At 72.0% G+C, this 15,372-nt stretch carries 15 protein-coding genes; 5 read left to right on the top strand and 10 right to left on the bottom strand.

Features of this window, described 5'->3' with window-relative positions:
- Nucleotides 1-224 precede the first annotated feature (224 nt).
- The 5 genes from VF584_26555 to VF584_26535 all read left to right on the top strand — a co-directional run bounded on the left by VF584_26555 (nucleotide 225) and on the right by VF584_26535 (nucleotide 5,926).
- Complete coding sequence (locus tag VF584_26555; GenBank protein ID HEX8213756.1) at nucleotides 225-1,157, top strand: hypothetical protein; 933 nt, start codon at nucleotides 225-227, stop codon at nucleotides 1,155-1,157.
- Between the two features lie 267 nt (nucleotides 1,158-1,424).
- The gene (locus VF584_26550) at nucleotides 1,425-2,771 is read left to right on the top strand and encodes an aminotransferase class I/II-fold pyridoxal phosphate-dependent enzyme (GenBank protein HEX8213755.1); all 1,347 of its coding nucleotides are present in this window, start codon (nucleotides 1,425-1,427) and stop codon (nucleotides 2,769-2,771) included.
- Complete coding sequence (locus VF584_26545) at nucleotides 2,768-4,057, top strand: FAD-dependent oxidoreductase (protein ID HEX8213754.1); 1,290 nt, start codon at nucleotides 2,768-2,770, stop codon at nucleotides 4,055-4,057. The genes VF584_26550 and VF584_26545 overlap by 4 nt, the downstream gene beginning before the upstream one ends.
- Nucleotides 4,050-4,994 (top strand): NAD(P)-dependent oxidoreductase, encoded by a 945-nt coding sequence (locus VF584_26540; GenBank protein ID HEX8213753.1) that lies wholly within the window; start codon nucleotides 4,050-4,052, stop codon nucleotides 4,992-4,994. Before VF584_26545 ends, VF584_26540 begins: the two co-directional genes overlap by 8 nt.
- Entirely contained in the window at nucleotides 4,991-5,926 is a 936-nt protein-coding gene (locus VF584_26535; protein HEX8213752.1) for an MraY family glycosyltransferase, read from the top strand. The genes VF584_26540 and VF584_26535 overlap by 4 nt, the downstream gene beginning before the upstream one ends.
- On the opposite strand, the gene VF584_26530 is transcribed toward VF584_26535, so the two are convergent.
- From VF584_26530 to der, 10 genes are all read right to left on the bottom strand, one after another.
- Complete coding sequence (locus tag VF584_26530) at nucleotides 5,890-6,609, bottom strand: hypothetical protein (protein ID HEX8213751.1); 720 nt, start codon at nucleotides 6,607-6,609, stop codon at nucleotides 5,890-5,892. The two genes, VF584_26535 and VF584_26530, sit on opposite strands and share 37 nt — an antisense overlap.
- Nucleotides 6,606-7,787 (bottom strand): glycosyltransferase family 4 protein, encoded by a 1,182-nt coding sequence (locus tag VF584_26525; protein ID HEX8213750.1) that lies wholly within the window; start codon nucleotides 7,785-7,787, stop codon nucleotides 6,606-6,608. The genes VF584_26530 and VF584_26525 overlap by 4 nt, the downstream gene beginning before the upstream one ends.
- A 22-nt stretch (nucleotides 7,788-7,809) precedes the next feature.
- Entirely contained in the window at nucleotides 7,810-8,802 is a 993-nt protein-coding gene (locus VF584_26520; GenBank protein ID HEX8213749.1) for a hypothetical protein, read from the bottom strand.
- A gap of 124 nt (nucleotides 8,803-8,926) precedes the next feature.
- Complete coding sequence (locus VF584_26515) at nucleotides 8,927-9,592, bottom strand: protein-L-isoaspartate(D-aspartate) O-methyltransferase (protein HEX8213748.1); 666 nt, start codon at nucleotides 9,590-9,592, stop codon at nucleotides 8,927-8,929.
- Nucleotides 9,589-10,341, bottom strand: coding sequence for a 5'/3'-nucleotidase SurE (surE, locus tag VF584_26510; protein HEX8213747.1), 753 nt, complete (start codon nucleotides 10,339-10,341; stop codon nucleotides 9,589-9,591). Before surE ends, VF584_26515 begins: the two co-directional genes overlap by 4 nt.
- A 216-nt stretch (nucleotides 10,342-10,557) precedes the next feature.
- Nucleotides 10,558-10,974, bottom strand: coding sequence for a hypothetical protein (locus VF584_26505; GenBank protein ID HEX8213746.1), 417 nt, complete (start codon nucleotides 10,972-10,974; stop codon nucleotides 10,558-10,560).
- A 983-nt stretch (nucleotides 10,975-11,957) separates the two neighbouring features.
- Nucleotides 11,958-12,311, bottom strand: a complete 354-nt coding sequence (locus VF584_26500; GenBank protein HEX8213745.1) for a MerR family transcriptional regulator — start codon at nucleotides 12,309-12,311, stop codon at nucleotides 11,958-11,960.
- The gene (locus VF584_26495; protein HEX8213744.1) at nucleotides 12,308-13,315 is read right to left on the bottom strand and encodes an NAD(P)H-dependent glycerol-3-phosphate dehydrogenase; all 1,008 of its coding nucleotides are present in this window, start codon (nucleotides 13,313-13,315) and stop codon (nucleotides 12,308-12,310) included. Before VF584_26495 ends, VF584_26500 begins: the two co-directional genes overlap by 4 nt.
- Nucleotides 13,312-13,974 carry a glycerol-3-phosphate 1-O-acyltransferase PlsY gene (gene plsY / locus VF584_26490; GenBank protein HEX8213743.1) on the bottom strand — a complete coding sequence of 221 codons (663 nt, stop codon included), beginning with the start codon at nucleotides 13,972-13,974 and terminating at the stop codon, nucleotides 13,312-13,314. The genes VF584_26495 and plsY overlap by 4 nt, the downstream gene beginning before the upstream one ends.
- Nucleotides 13,971-15,296 carry a ribosome biogenesis GTPase Der gene (der, locus tag VF584_26485; GenBank protein ID HEX8213742.1) on the bottom strand — a complete coding sequence of 442 codons (1,326 nt, stop codon included), beginning with the start codon at nucleotides 15,294-15,296 and terminating at the stop codon, nucleotides 13,971-13,973. The genes plsY and der overlap by 4 nt, the downstream gene beginning before the upstream one ends.
- Nucleotides 15,297-15,372 lie beyond the last annotated feature (76 nt).

Here is a 15,372-nt window from a genome sequence, read left to right as displayed (position 1 = left end):
GGATTCCATCTGGAATCCGCCCTGCGGTGTTTGGGTCGTTTCTGCTCACACGTTTCAGTGTGATTCGCGTTCCAACCCACGATCGCCTTGATGGTGCGGTGGGGGCCCGATGTCGAACATCTTGTGGAACCTCCGCGGAGACGTACCTTCCGGGCAAGCTCGCCCTTCCCACACGCTCCTGCGCTCAGCGGAAGTGCCTGTCACCCCTCCTCTACGGAGCCAGCATGGAGAAACGCGCGGGATCGTTGACGAACCCGAGGTTCGTGGGAGTCGCGTGCGCGATCGCGGCGACGGGGCTCGGATTGGCGTACATGGCCGCGGCCGGCGCTCCGCCCGTCTATCTCGCCGTCAATGCGCTGGCCCTGGTGCTGGGACTCGCGTTCCTTGGCGTCATGCCGGGCTCGGCGGGGCGGATGCCGTCGCTCCTCGGCGTGGGGCTCCTGGCATCCGGAGGGCTGCTGCTCGCCACGGCGCTGTTCGGTGTCTCGGTGGAGGGTGCCTCGCGCTGGATGTCCATCGCGGGGCTCAACCTGCAGATCAGCCTCGTGGTGGTGCCCGCGATGCTGGTCGCGTTCGCGCGGCGCCGCGATCTGCTCTCTACGCTGGGGGTGATGCTGGCGGCCGTTGCGCTCGCTCTGCAGCCCGACCGCGCGATGGCCGGCGTGCTCGCCCTGTCACTGGCGGTGCTCGCGGTGCACCGGCGGGATCGGTGGATGATCTCGGCGCTGGGCGTGGCCACCGCGGGCTTCGTGGCGACGCTGCTCCGCCCCGATCGGCTGCCGGCCGTGCCGTACGTCGATCAGATCTTCTACACCGCGTTCGAGGTTCACGCGCTGGCGGGGCTGGCCGTCGTCAGTGGCGCGCTCCTGCTCGTCGTTCCGGCGATCTCAGGAGTCAGGGCCGATCCGGAGAACCGCGACGTCTATGCTGTTTTCGGTCTCGCGTGGCTCTGCATCGCGGTGGCGGCCGCGCTCGGCAACTATCCCACGCCGCTGGTGGGCTACGGTGGGAGCTCTGTGCTGGGGTACGCGCTCAGCCTGGCGTTCCTGCCCGGGAAGGCGCGATCCGCCGCTTCCGCCGAGGGACGTGCGGAACATGCGGCGCCGGCGGAGGGAGACCGGGGTTCCGATCTGCGGATCGGCATCGCGTACGCATGAAGAGCCCGGCGTGACGACAGGGGCCTGGCGCGGAGGATCAACGACGATCACGTTTGACAAGCGGAGGGGCGGCTCGCGCGAGCCGCCCCTCCGCTTGCCCGTCCGTCGATCAGAGGAGGGTGCGGGGCATACGACGCGGCTCCAGCCGGCAATGGCGCGGGATCTGTGGCGATCCTGGCCGCGCATCGCTAGTGTTACGTACGTCCTTGCCCCGGCCGACGTGGCGCCCGGATTGGCACCTCACGCACCCGCTCCGGCTCTTCCCCGATGGCACTTCCGAACCCCCTCGAGACGACGGACGCGGCCCGCATCGGTGTGACGGATGGCGGAGCGGCGCCTCTCCCTGCCCTGCTCGGGGGCCCCGCAAGCGTCCGCATCCCCGGTCCGCACTTCCGGTGGCCGCTCATCGAGGCAGACGACGAGGAGGCGGTGCTCGCGCAGCTGCGCAGCGCCGAGCTCTCGTACCATCGCCGGGCAGGCGTCGTCGCGGAATTCGAGGACGCATTCGCATCGTACCACGGGGTGCCCTTTGCGATGTCGGCGAATTCGGGGAGCGCGGCGCTGCACGCGGCGTTCTTCGCCCTGGACCTGGAGCCGGGGGACGAGGTGCTGGCGCCGGCATACACGCACCTCTCCACGGTGCTCCCGATGCTGCACTGCCACCTCGTTCCCGTTCTCTGCGACGTCGAAGAGGAAACGGGGAACCTGGACCTCGCGGATGCGGAGCCGCGCATCGGCCCCCGCACCCGCGCCATCGTGGTCACCCACCAGTACGGCCACGTGTGCGACATGCCCGCCGTGCTCGCGTTCGCCCGAAAGCACGCGCTCCGCGTGGTGGAAGACTGCTCCCACGCGCACGGGGCCACGCTCCACGGACAGCTCGCCGGCACCTTTGGCGACGCGGGGTGCTTCAGCCTGCAGGCCCACAAGGCGGTGCCCGCGGGCGAAGGCGGGGTGCTGATCTGCCGCGATCCGCGGGTGATGGAGCGTGCCTCGCTGCTGGGCCACTTCCGGCAGCGCACGCCCGCCACCACCGACGCGTACGCGCCCTTTGCCGAGACGGGATACGGACTCAAGAACCGGCTCCACCCCCTGGGAGCGGCCCTTGCCCTGTCGCAGCTTCGCAAGCTGCCGGCGCGCATCGAAGCGCGCCGCGCGAACCTGTGGTACTTCGACGAGGAGCTGCGCGGCGTTCCCGGAGTGCGCCCGCTGACGACCGCGCCGGGCGTGTCGAGAGGAGGCTACTTCCGCTATCTGGTGCGCTACGACGCGGCGGAGCTGGGCGGGCTGCTGGCGGGGCGCTACGTGGAGGCCCTGCGCGCGGAGGGCGTGCTGGAGGTAAGCCCGGGGAGCCTGGCGAAGCCCCTGCACCTCACCCCGATCTTCCAGACGCTCGACGACCGCATGTACCGCAACGGATGGCCACGGCGCGGCCCGCACATCAGCCGCGCCCTGGTGTACGGCCCCGGCGACTTTCCCCGCGCGGAGCGGTTTTCCGCGGCCACCCTCCAGTTTCCGGCGTTCACGGAGCCGAGCTCCCATATCATCGCGGCATATTGCGCGGCCATGGTGAAGGTGGCGCGGCATGCGTCCATACTGGCGGAGGAGGCTTGAGGACGCTGATCGCGGGGGGCGGCGTGGCCGGGCTGGCCGCCGCCCGGGCGCTTCGCTCGCGCGGGCTGGGGTGCACGATCCTGGAAGGCTCGGGCGAGCTCGGGGGCCTGGCGTGCACGGACCAGGCGGACGGGTTCAGCTTCGACCGCACCGGGCACGTCCTGCACTTCAGCCGGCCGGAGGTCCGGGCCGAGTTCGAAGCGCTCGGCGTGCCGCTCACGCGCACGGAAAGGCGCGCCGCGGTGGTGGTGCGCGATGCGGTGGTGCCCTACCCCTTCCAGTTCAACCTGTGGGCGCTGGGCGATCCCGGCCTCGCCAGGCGTGCGCTGAAAACGGCGCGCCAGGCGCACGCCGGCCGCGACCCCAACCCCGCCTCCTTCGCCGGCGTGCTGGCGGGAGCGTGGGGCGAGACGATGGAGGCGCTCTTCTTCAGGCCGTACAACGAGAAGCTCTGGGGGCGCGGGCTGGAGGAGCTGCCGCCCGACTGCGCGGGCGACTTCCTCCCCGATCCCCAGCTCGACCTGGTGGAGGAGGGTATCCGTGGGCCCACCGGCTACACGGGATACAACGCGCACTTCCTTTATCCCGCCTCCGGGCGGCTGGGCGACGTCATCGACGCGCTGGCGCGGCCCCTCCAGCCACAGGTCCACCTCCACAGCACCGTGGCGTCGGTGGATCTGGAGCGGCGCACGGCCGCCACCCGCGACGGAAGGGAGTTCCCGTTCGACCACCTGATCAGCACGATGCCGCTCCCCGCGCTCCTGGCAGCCGCGAAGCTCCCCCTGCCGGAGGGCGGACTGCTGGACGCGACCCGCGTGGGCAACGTCCGCGTCCGCATCCGCGGGCGGATGCTGAGCGACCTGCACTGGATCTACACCCCCGATCCGTCCGTCGTCTTCCACCGGGTGGGCTTCCCGGCGAACCTGAACCCCCGCACCTGCCCGCCGGGGTGCATCAGCCTTTCCATCGAGCACACGATTCCGCGCGAGGGGGAGCGGCGCGGCTCGGGGGAGATCGCGGTGTCGGCCGTGGAATACCTCGTTCGCGTGGGGTTGATCGAGGTGGAGTCGTGGAGCGCGGAGGAGATCGTGCTGTCGCCCGCGTACGTGGTGTGGCGGGCGGCGGGGCGTCCGTGGTTCCGCGAAATGGCGGAGATGCTCCGCGAGCGCGGGGTGCTGCTCGCCGGCCGATTCGGCACGTGGGAGTACCTGTCGCTGGAGGGCGCCTATGCGTCGGGGATGGCGGCGGCGGAAGCGGTCGCGGGGCGGGAGGTGGCGCGTGTCTGACGTGCGGCCGGGGCGCGTGGTGATCGTCGGCGGGTGCGGGTTCATCGGCAGCCGGCTCGCCAACGCGCTGGCCGCGCGGGGAGCCGACGTCACGGTGGCCGACATCGCCCCTCCCCCCGCCGACCTGGACTCACGCTGCCGGGTGGAGGAGCGGGACGTGCGCCGGGCCGCCGGCCTCCGCGGAGTCGCGCGGGGCGCGGAGGCGGTTTTCGCGCTGGCGGCAAAGCTGAAGAAGACGTGCGAGGAGGATCCCGCTTGCGGGTGGCAGACCAACGTGCTGGGGATGGCCAACCTGCTGGACGAGGTGATCGCCTCCGGCAGCCGGCCGCGCGTCGTCTTCACGAGCTCGGGCGGGGTGTACGACCCTGACGGCACCGTGTTCCCCACTCCAGAGTCGGGGGCGCTCCGGGCGATCGGGCTCTACGCGGCGTCGAAGCTCGCCGGGGAGGGGATGGTCGCGGCCTCGGCGGCGGCGGGCGGCTTCTCCGCGGTGATCTTTCGCCCCTTTACCGTGTTCGGCGCCGGGCCGGCGGCGGGTGAGCGGGGGCACTTCATCGCGCACTGGCTGGAGCTCGCCGCCGCGGGACGGCCGTTGACGCTGCACGGCGACGGGTGCGGCACGGTGGACCTCACCTGCGTGGACGACGCGGTGCGCGCGCTGGAAATGGCGGCGCGGGCGCCCATCCCCCCGCGGCAGTGCCGGACGTACAACCTGGGCGGCGGAACCGAGACGCCGGTGGCCGAGGTGGCCCGCTGGATGCGCGAGGCCGATCCGTCGATCACGGTGACGCACACGGCCGCGCCGCACCAATCGCCGTCGCGGCAGTCCGCGGACATGCGGCGCATCCGGGAGGAGCTGGGGTATGAGCCGGCGGTGCACCCGCGCGACGAGATCCGGCGGTTGGTGGAGGCCCGGCTGGGCGGGGCGGGGCGGTGAGCGCGGCGCTGGCCGGCGCGCTCCTGGCGGCCGTCCTGTGCGCCGCCCTCACGCCGCTCGCTGGGCGCCTGGCTTCGCGGCTGGGGATCGTGGCCGGCGCGAACCCGGACGTGCCCACGCACACCCGTGCGGTTCCGCTGCTGGGGGGTGTCGCGATCTTGTCGGGAGTGGCGCCCGTGCTGGCGATGGCGGCGGCGGCGGACTCGCGCTGGAGGGCCTTCGCCCTCGCCCTGGTTCCCCTCCTGCTGCTGGGGCTCTACAAGGACTGGGCGGAGCGCCCGCTCTCCCCCGCCCTCCAGCTCGCGGTGCAGGGTGCGGCGGCGGGGGTGCTGGTGTGGGGCGGACTGCGTCTCGACGTGCTTACCCACCCCGCCGCCGATGCCGCGGCCAGCGTGTTCGTGTGCCTCTGGATCGTCAACAGCTGGAACTTCATCGACGTCATGGACGGACTGGCCGCGAGCGTGGCGGTGGTCAGCGCCGTGGCCTTCGCGCTCGCGGCGGGCCACCTGGGGGACCGGACGGCGGCGGCGGTCGCCTTCGCCATCGCGGGCGGCGCACTGGGCTTCCTCCTGCACAACCGGCCGCCGGCGCGCATCTTCATGGGCGACGTCGGCTCGTTCGCGCTGGGGCTCTCCTTCGCCGCGCTGGTGATGGCGACGTCGCGCGGCGTGGGTTCGGGAGCCGGCGCGCTGCTCCTGGTGGCGGTGCCGCTGGCGGACGTCGCCTTCAGCTCCCTCGTCCGGATCCGGGCCGGCCGCTCGCCGCTCGTGGGCGGGGCCGAGCACCTGTGCCTCCGTCTGCTGGCGCGGGGGTGGAGAGTACCGGTGATCCTGGCGGCCGCGTCGATCGCGGCGGCGGCGGGGGGTACCGCCGGGCTGTTCCTCCTTCGGCAGGATCAGGCTCCACCGGCCGCGACGACCACCACCGAATAAGGAAGGAGCGGGAGGCGCTGCTCGCGCACCACGCGCAGACCCCGCTCCACGGCCAGGCGGCGCACCGTGCCGGGACTCTGGTGGACGTGGTTCACGCACACGTAGGCACGCCCCCCGGGACGCAGGCGCGGCCCCACCGCGGCAAGAAAGCGATCGAGCACCTCCCACCCCATCTCACCCCCGCAGGTGCGGACGGCCTGGCGGCGCCGCTCTTCGTCGTCGCTCAGCCCCGTGTCCCGCATCTGCATCTCGAACACCGCGCGCGGGGTGAAGGGAGGAACGAACCACGCCACGTCGAAGCTTCCCTCCACACCGGCAAGCAGATCGGTGCAGCGAACGTCGACCTGCAGCCCGTTGCTCTCCGCCGACTGCCGCGCCCAGCTCGCCCACTCCTCCACCAGCTCCGTCGCCACCACCTCCAGCCGCCACCGGCGCGCCGCCCACAACGCCAGCGTCGCGTACGGGCCCGTGCCCACCTCCACGACCCTCATCCCGTCGCGCAGGTCGCGGGCGAGCGCCTGCCGGATGGCGAGCGTGCCCAGCTCCCAGAAGCTGGATGCGCCGCAGGGGCGAAGGGTGGAGCCAAAGAGCAGGCGAGTCGCGGCAGGGGACCGGTAGACGGTGCGGCGCACCGCCCGGTTCGCCGCCGACAGCAGGCGTACCCCCACGGAGGTGGTGCTCATCCTCTTCCGTCTCCCGGAGAACGGGTGGCCAGCAGCTCCTCGTACACCGCGAGCGTTTCCCGCACCACGCGGTCCGCGCCGAACTCCGTCTCGGCGGCGCGGCGCGCGTTGGTCCCCAGGACGCGCCGGAGCTCCGGGTCGCACAGCACCCTCGCCAGCGCCCCCGCGAGCGCGGCGGGATCGCGGGGCGGGACGAGGATCCCCGTCTCGCCGTCGATCACCAGCTCGCGGCATCCCGGCACGTCCGTGGCCACCATCGCCTTGCCGCACGCCCCCGCTTCCAGCAGCACCTTGGGGAGCCCCTCGCCGTACCACGACGGGAGGCACACGACCGCTGCGGCGCCGATCACGGCGGCCATGTCGGCGCGCGCTCCCCACCATTCGACCTCTCCCGCCGCTGACCACGCCTGCAGCGTCTCTTCGCCCACGGAGCTGCGATGCGCCGGATCCGGCTTTCCGACCAGGACGAATCGCGCGGAAACGCCGCGCGCACGGAGCTCCCGTGCCGCGGCGGCAAAGTCTTCGACCCCCTTCTCGCGCATCATGCGGCCCGCGTATAGAACCACCGGCGCGCCGCCGGGCTCCGGCACCGGCACGTACGTCTCCAGGTCCACACCGGACCCACGGATCACGACCGAGCGGTCGGGGCCAGCGGCGCCCGCCCGCGACAGCACCTCGAGGTCGTCGCGATTCTGGCAGATGATTCGCGCGCGCCGGTGCCCGGCGGCCAGCCGCAGCAGCACGAGGATCAGGCGGCGCAGAAAGGGAGCCTTCCACGAACGCGAGGTGAACGCCATCCCCAGCCCGGTGACGGTGTTCGCGTACACGACCCCGCGGCTGAGCCGCGCCGCGATGCCGCCGTAGACCACCGGCTTCAGCGCGAAGTGGTGCGCCAGATCCGGCTGGTAACGCCGGTAGGCGGCGACCACCTGGGCGAGGCTGCGCAGCTCGGTCACCGGGTTGAGGCTCCCTCGCGCCACGGACCAGGGGATGATCCGGAATCCGTCCGCCACCCCTTCCGGCATGCCGCTCGTGTCCATCATCACCGCGACCCCGGCGCCCAAATCCCGGAGTGCGCGGGCGAGCGCCAGCCGGTTTCGGCGGAAGTCATCCCAGTCCAGGAGGAGGAATAGGAACCGCACCCCGGCCAGGGGGCTCACGGGCGCCACGGTGCTCACACGCCCTGCTCCGGGCGAGCGGTCAGGCTCCGCCCTCGCGCCGCCCGTGACCGTAGCCGAGCACGAAGCCCGTGACCAGCAGCCCGAGCGCGTCGCCGGAGCCGCCGGCAAGGAAGGAGCCGGGGTCGTCGCGCAGGGCCCGGGCGATCGACTCCAGACGGTCCGCGACCTCGCCGTACACCGGCGCATCCGATGCGGCGACGGTCTGCGTGGCAGGCGCGGCGGAGGGAGATTCGGTGGGACCGGTCTCTTCCACGACGGGCGCGTCGTGGGCGAAGAGCGCCTGAGCCGGCGGCGCCTCTTCCGCCTCCGCGATGAACGGCGGCCACTGGGGCTCGGCGGATGACTCGGCTTCGGGCGCGGAGTCGCCCCACGGCCCCGCGTCGTCGGCCGAGGGGGTCTCGGCCCACGGCGCCACGTCGTGCGGCGCTGGCTTTTCGGCCCAGGGCGCGGCTTCCTCGGGCGCGGGGGTCTCGGCCCACGGCGCCTCGTCGGCCACGGTCGTTTCCGTCCAGGGCGCCGGATCGTCGGCCACGGAGGGGGCGGTCCACGGCTCCTCGGCGGCGGCCGGCTCGCTCCACGGCGCCGGCTCGCCGGCGGGAGCCCCAGGCATCGCATCGTCGGGCGCGGCGGTGTCCTGCGCGGCTTCCTCGGCGGCCGGCTGCGCACCACCCGCGTCCCATCCGGCCCATCCCGCCATCTCGTCGGCATCGGCGACGGGCTCGGCGGCATGGACGCGCGGGCCCTCGGCTGGCATCTCCAGCCAGGGGAAGTCCTCGGCGGCGGGGGGCGCGGCCGCCTCCCACTGCTGCGATCCCGCCTCTTCCGCGTCGAAGCCGTGCTGCGGGAGGTCGCAGTCCGGGTCGCCCGGGTCGTGGGCGGGGAGCGGGACTTCCATCGTGAACTCGTCCGGCGCGGGCTCCGCGGGGGCGGAGGGCGCGGAACGGGGCGCCGGCGGCATGAACGGCGGAAACACGAAGGCGTTGGGCGCGGAATCGCCCGGGAGTGCGCTCATGGAGGCTGCCCGAAAGAGGAGTTGAGGCGGGGCCGTGCGTGGGTGGATTCGCACGGAACGTACGTGCTGCGGCGGCGCATTGTCAACGACGCCGGTGCCCCCGCGGGAGCGCTGGCGCCAGGGATCAGCCGCCGGGCGGACGCTCGTCCGCCCACCCGAAGCGGCCGAGGAGCGGTACGAAGGTGCAGTCCAGCACCTCTTCCGTCGTCACTTCCCCGCCCCGCTTGGTCACCAGCACCAGCCGCTGCAGCTCGCGCGTCCCCACCGGCACCAGCATCTTGCCGCCGTCGGCGAGCTGGTCCACCAGCGGCTGCGGCACGTCCGGCGCGGCGGCGGCCACCAGGATCGCCTCGTACGGCGCGTAGCGGCTCCACCCGATCGTGCCGTCGCCCACCAGGATCGCCACGTTGGAGATCCTCATGCCGTCCAGCGCCTCGCGCGCGCGCGCCGCCAGCTCGGGGATGCGCTCCACCGAGTACACGCGGTCGGCGAGCTGTGCCAGCACCGCCGTCTGGTGCCCGCTCCCCGTGCCGATCTCCAGCACCTTGTCGCGCGGGCCGATCTCCAGCAGCTGCATGTACATCGCCTGCAGCGAGGGCTGCGACGCCGTCTGCCCGAAGCCGATGGGGACCGGCGCGTCCTCGTACGCCCGGTGCGAGACGGCGTGCGGCACGAAGGCGTGGCGCGGGATCTGGTCGAAGGCACGCAGCACCTCCAGGTTGCGGATCCCCTTCTCCTGCATCCGCCCGATCAGCGCCCGCCGCTGCGCGTTGAAGCGCTCCGTGCTCATGCCGTCAGCTCCCACTCCGCCACGTTGCGCAGCAGGGCGTGGTTGGTGAGGTCCAGGTGGAGCGGCGTCACCGAGATGTACCCCTCGTCGACCGCGTGGTAGTCGGTCCCCTCCAGCGACGCCCACTCGATGCTCCCGCCGCCGATCCAGTAGTACGGCTTGCCGCTGGGGTCGGTCCCCTGCGTGAGCGAGTCGCTGAAGACGCGCCGCCCCAGCCGCGTGACGCGCACCCCTTTCACCTGCTCCGCCGCGATGGCGGGGAGGTTGACGTTGAGGAGCGTCTCGCGCGGGAAGTCGTCCCGCTTCACCAGCTGCGCCAGCAGGCGCGACAGGAGCGGCCCGTACGACGCCAGGTACCGCTCGTCCGCGCGCCCGGCGTACGAGATGGCGACGGCGGGGATGCCGAAGATGGTCGCCTCCATCGCCGCCGACACGGTGCCGGAGTAGAGGACGTCCTCCCCCATGTTCATCCCATGGTTCACGCCGGAGAGCACCACGTCCGGCCGGCGCGGGAGGATGGCCTGCACCGCCAGCATCACGCAATCAGTGGGGGTGCCACTCACATTGTGCCACCGCTCGCGCACGGAGCGCGCGCGCAGCGGCAGGTGCATGGTGAGCGAGTGGCTGGTGGCGCTCTGCTCCCGGTCCGGCGCGACGACGTGCACCTCGCCCAGCCCGGCCGCCGCTTCCGCCAGTACGCCCAGCCCCGGCGCCATGTACCCGTCGTCGTTGGTGCACAGTATCAGCATCGCGGAAACACAACTCCTGTCGTGGCTTGCCTTCGCCGGCGGCGCGCGCCGCCGTGCGCGGACAAACTGCGCCCGACGCACCCCTCGCGCCACCCCCGCGGGGGAGCGGAGGGGCGGAAAGGGCGCGTCGGTTGGTGTCGTGGTGATGCGGGTGGCGCGGAAGGGGCTGCGGAGGCGGGTGAGCGCGCGTCGCCGGCGCTCACCCGGATGCGGTGCTCACCTGGAGGTGATCAGGATCGCGCCGGCGCCGTGATCCAGCCCGAACCGCTCCGACGCTTCCGCCGGGCTCAGGCGCCGCACCTCCGCCACGTCGCCCATCTTGATGGAGCGCAGCGCCGCCTTGGCGCCCACGAGCACGCCATCGCGGTACACCATCACATGGTTGCGACGCGAGTAGTCGTGCGCCCCGCGCCCGGCGAGCCAGCCGGCGTGGCTCGTGGCCAGAAACTCGTGCAGCGTGGCCTCGCTCGCGGCACCGTCCAGCTTCAGCACCACGCCCTGGGGTGCGGCGGCCTCCGTGGTGGCGCCGATCGGGTCGGTGGCGGCGAAGGCTTCCTGCGCGTGGGCCCCGCTGGCGGCGGCGAGGGTGAGGGCGGCGGCGGCGGTGGCGGTGCGGAGCAGGGAGAGAGACATGGTAGGCTACCTCGTCAGGAAGGGTTCGGGCCTGTCACGGTGTGCAGGCGAGAGCGGCTTCGTTGCCGCTCGTATCCATCTGACGTAGCCGGTGAAAAGAAGGTTGCAGAGTCGCGGTTAGCGGAGGATGAGCGGATTTTGCGCGGGGTGTTCGGTGGTGGGAACGCGGGGGGAACCCGCCTCACCGGGGATGAATCCCGGTGTGGTTGGGCGGCGCCTGTCCGGGGCACCGGGAGATGAATCCCGGTGTGGTTGGGCGGCGCCTGTCCGGGGCACCGGGGGATGAATCCCGGTGTGGTTGGCCGGCGTCGGTCCGGAGCACCGGGGGATGAATCCCCCGGCTGGAACCACGGGAAGGCGGCTGAAGCCGGCTCGATAGCCGCAGGCATCCCGTTTGTTTGTCATCCTGCGCGACGCGCTTCTCCGTCCCTGCCCCGTCTCAACAGCATCGCGTGGACCGAAGGACCTACTGCGCGGTGCGAGAGACCGGGGTGACACGTGCGAGCCCCAGTCCGGCTCCGGCTGGATCCTATGGTCGCCGCAGCAGGCCGGAGGGTGCTGCGGAGCCCGGCCAATGCGGCTCCCTCAGGATGACACAAGGGTGGGGTCGCGCGCCATTTATGCATGAGTCCGCGCAGGCGGACTTTGTGTGGTTCCAGCGGCGAATTCATCCGCTCCTGGAGCGGGGCGCGGCGCGTACCCACGACACGGGCAGCCACGTGGGGCTGCCCCTACCGGGTTCGGTGCGGAGGGTCAGGGGCGAGGGCGGGCGGACACGCAGGTCCGCCCCTACCGATTTTGGTGCGCGGGGCGCGGGTCGTGGTAGGGGCGAGGGTGGGCGTGATGAATCACGCCCCTACAGCCTTGTAACATGCGGCAAAGAACGGATCTCGCCCCCGAGGCCGCGAAGGCGGACTTTGTGCTGTTGTTGCAGCGAGTTCACTCGCCCGGCCAGCCCCCGGGGCCAACCCCAGCCATCCCCTTCACTCCTGCACCGGCCCCAGCAGCTCCAGGATCTCCTCCAGCTCGCCGCGCAGGGAGCGGATGAAGCTCTGCTCCAGGGCGTGGCCGGCGGTGGCGGTGGCGGAGCCGTCGCGGTTCAGCTCCTCGATGCGCGCGCGGGCGCCCTCCAGCGTGTAGCGCTCGTCGCGGACGAGGTGCTGGATCAGGGCGATCAGCTCCAGGTCGCGCTGGCGGTAGACGCGGTTGCCGGCGCGGTTCTTGGGCGGCGACAGCGCCGGGAACTGCGTCTCCCAGTAGCGCAGCACGTGCGGCTTGATCCCGAACAGCTCGCACACCTCCCCGATCGCGTGGAACTCCCGCTGCGGACGCTTCATCCCCACGTCTCCCGGCGCGGCTCGCGCAGCATGAGGAGCTCCAACGCGCGCGTGGCGGCCAGACCCTCGTACAGCATCGCGTGCACCACCTCCACGATGGGCATCTCGATCTCCAGCTTGTGGGCCAGGTCGCGGGCCGAGCGCGCGGTGCGCACCCCCTCCGCCACCGCCACCATCCCGCCCAGGATCTCGTCGATCGGCCGGCCGCGCCCCAGCTCGATCCCCACCTGCCGGTTGCGGCTCAGCGAGCCCGTGCAGGTGAGGATCAGGTCGCCCATCCCCGCCAGCCCCGCAAAGGTCGCGGGCTCCGCGCCGGCGGCGACGCCCAGGCGGGTGATCTCGGCGAGGCCGCGGGTGATGAGGGCGGCCTGCGTGTTGTTGCCGTAGCCCAGCCCCTCCACCACGCCGGCCGCGATGGCGATGACGTTCTTGAGCGAGCCGCCGAGCTCCACCCCGCGCACGTCGCTGCTGGTGTAGACGCGAAAGTAGGGAGTCTGGAAGAGCGCCTGCGCCCGCACGGCGGCCTCGGGGTGGTGCGAGGCGATGGTCACGGCCGTGGGGTGCTCCTCCCCCACCTCCAGCGCGAAGGAGGGGCCGGAGAGGAAGGCCGCCACCGCGCCGTCGGGAAGGACGTCGGCCAGGACCTCGTCCATCGTCTTCAGCGACTCGTTCTCGATCCCCTTGGACGCGCTCACCACCAGCGCGCCGGGGGCCATGTGCCGCGCCGCCTGCGCCATCACCGGCCTCACCACGTGCGACGGTGACACGGAGAGCACCACCGACGCGCCTTCGAGCGCCTCCTCCATGTCGGTGGTCACGCGCAGCCGGCCATCCAGCCGCACGCTGTCCAGGTAGCGGCGGTTGACCTGCTCGGCGCGGATCGTTTCCGCCACCTCGGGCTCGAACGACCAGAGGACGGTCGCGCCGCCCTTCTTGGCGAGGAGGTTGGCGAGCGCCGTCCCCCAGCTTCCGGCGCCGATGACTGCGGTGCGCTCCAGGCTCAACGGACCTCCTCCGCGTCCGCGGTGATGGCCGCGGCGGCCACGGTGGCCTCCGGCTCGTGCCCGCGCCCGAATCGCGGCTCCTCGCCGCGCACGATGCGGCGCAGGTTGGCGCGGTGCGAGAAGATGACGAACGCGGCGATCGCCCAGCCCAGCCAGCGGATCTCCGGGTGCCCATCCGGCGGCGGCGCCAGCGCCAGCACCACCGCCAGCACCCCCGCGCCCGCCAGCGATGCCGCCGACACCATCCGCGTCATCTTGAGCACCCCCAGCCAGGTGAGGAGCGCCACGCCCAGGGCGAGCGGCGCCAGACCGAGGAAGACCCCCGCCCCGGTCGCGACCCCCTTTCCCCCCTTGAAGCTCATGTACACCGGGAAGACGTGCCCCACGATGGCCGCCGCGCCGTACGCCAGCCCCCACTGCCAGCCCGCGGGCTCGTCCCAGCGCGTGAAGAGGAAGACGGGGAGGAAGCCCTTGAGGATGTCGAAGACCATCACCGGCGCCGCCACCTTTGCGCCGAGGACGCGAAATGTGTTGGTGGCGCCCAGGTTGCCGCTTCCGTGCCGGCGCAGGTCGATGCCGCGCGACCACTTCCCGGCCAGGTAGCTGGCGGGGACCGCGCCCCACAGGTACGACGCGGCGAGCGCCAGCCAGGGGCTCAATCCGCCTCCTCGCCGCGCTGGCGGAGGTTGATGCGGATGGGCACCCCGCTGAACCCCCACGCGTCGCGGAAGCCGTTCTGCAGGTAGCGCTCGTAGCTCTCCATCACCCCGTCGGGATGGTTGACCCAGAGCACCATCGTGGGGGGCGCGACGGACACCTGGGTGCCGTACAGGAACTTGACCGGGTGCCCGTGGTGGTGCGGCGGCTTGGCGCGCATCACCAGCGCGCGGAGCACCTCGTTCACCTCGTGCGTGGCGATGCGGCGCGTGCGCTGCTCCTGCACCGCCAGGATCAGCTCCAGCGTCTTGTACACGCGCTGCCCCGTCACCGTGCTGGTGAAGAGGATGGGGACCCACTTCAGAAAAGTGGCGCGGTTGCGGATCTCCTTTTCGTAGTTGGGCGCGCTCTGCGTCTCCTTTTCGACGAGGTCCCACTTGTTGGCAACCAGCACCAGCCCGCACCCGGACTCCCACGCCTTCTCGGCGATCTTGAGGTCCTGCACGGCGATGGGCTCGGTGGCGTCGATCATCAGCACGCACACGTCGGCCCGCGAGATCGCGCGCTCGGTGCGGATGGAGGAGTAGAACTCCACTCCGTCCTCGATCTTGGCCTGCCGGCGCAGCCCCGCGGTGTCCACGAAGATCAGCTTCCTGCCGTGGTACTGCATGGGGGTGTCGATGGCGTCGCGCGTGGTGCCTGCGACGTCGCTCACCACCAGCCGCTCCTCGCCCAGCAGGCGGTTGACGAACGACGACTTGCCCACGTTGGGCTTGCCGATGACCGCCACGCGCAGCGCCTCCTCCTCCTCGCCCTCGACGTCCGGGAGGTGCTTGACGATCTCGTCCAGGATGTCGCCGCTCCCCTTGCCGCTGAGCGACGACATGGGGAGCGGCTCGCCCAGCCCCAGGTCCCAGAAGTCGTGGTGCCCCACGGCGTTGGGATTCCCCAGGTTGTCCACCTTGTTGACCAGCAGGATGGCGGGCTTCTGCGTCTTGCGCAGGATCTCGGCGATGGCGTAGTCCAGCGGGTGCGCGCCGCTCTTGACGTCCACCACCAGCACCAGCACGTCCGCCTCGTCGATGGCGGTGAGCACCTGCTCGCGGATCAGCCGGTCCATCGGCTCGTCCGACCCTTCCACCATGCCGCCGGTGTCCACCAGGTAGAACTGGCGGGCGTTCCACTCGGTACGGTAGAAGTTGCGGTCGCGGGTCACTCCGGGACGGTCTTCCACGATCGCCACCCGCTCGCCGATGACGCGGTTGAAGAAGGTGGACTTGCCCACGTTGGGACGGCCGACGACGGCGACTACGGGAAGCTTCATGACAGCAGGGATGAGGGATTAGGGATGAGGGATGAGAGAAGGGAGGACCACACGGGGTGCGGTGGCTTCACCTCAT

Origin of the sequence: Longimicrobium sp. (assembly GCA_036389135.1) — a bacterium.
GTDB lineage: Bacteria > Gemmatimonadota > Gemmatimonadetes > Longimicrobiales > Longimicrobiaceae > Longimicrobium.
Note: the sequence above shows the minus strand (reverse complement) of the source record. Positions and strands in the feature narration are given on the sequence as shown.

Bases quoted from the DNA above. Each gene is read 5' to 3' on its own strand.
- VF584_26515 (HEX8213748.1), bottom strand. From the start codon at position 9,592: ATGAGCACGGAGCGCTTCAACGCGCAGCGGCGGGCGCTGATCGGGCGG.
- VF584_26500 (HEX8213745.1), bottom strand. From the start codon at position 12,311: ATGAAGCGTCCGCAGCGGGAGTTCCACGCGATCGGGGAGGTGTGCGAG.
- VF584_26505 (HEX8213746.1), bottom strand. From the start codon at position 10,974: ATGTCTCTCTCCCTGCTCCGCACCGCCACCGCCGCCGCCGCCCTCACC.
- VF584_26530 (HEX8213751.1), bottom strand. From the start codon at position 6,609: ATGAGCACCACCTCCGTGGGGGTACGCCTGCTGTCGGCGGCGAACCGG.
- VF584_26555 (HEX8213756.1), top strand. From the start codon at position 225: ATGGAGAAACGCGCGGGATCGTTGACGAACCCGAGGTTCGTGGGAGTC.
- VF584_26520 (HEX8213749.1), bottom strand. From the start codon at position 8,802: ATGAGCGCACTCCCGGGCGATTCCGCGCCCAACGCCTTCGTGTTTCCG.
- VF584_26550 (HEX8213755.1), top strand. From the start codon at position 1,425: ATGGCACTTCCGAACCCCCTCGAGACGACGGACGCGGCCCGCATCGGT.
- der (HEX8213742.1), bottom strand. From the start codon at position 15,296: ATGAAGCTTCCCGTAGTCGCCGTCGTCGGCCGTCCCAACGTGGGCAAG.
- surE (HEX8213747.1), bottom strand. From the start codon at position 10,341: ATGCTGATACTGTGCACCAACGACGACGGGTACATGGCGCCGGGGCTG.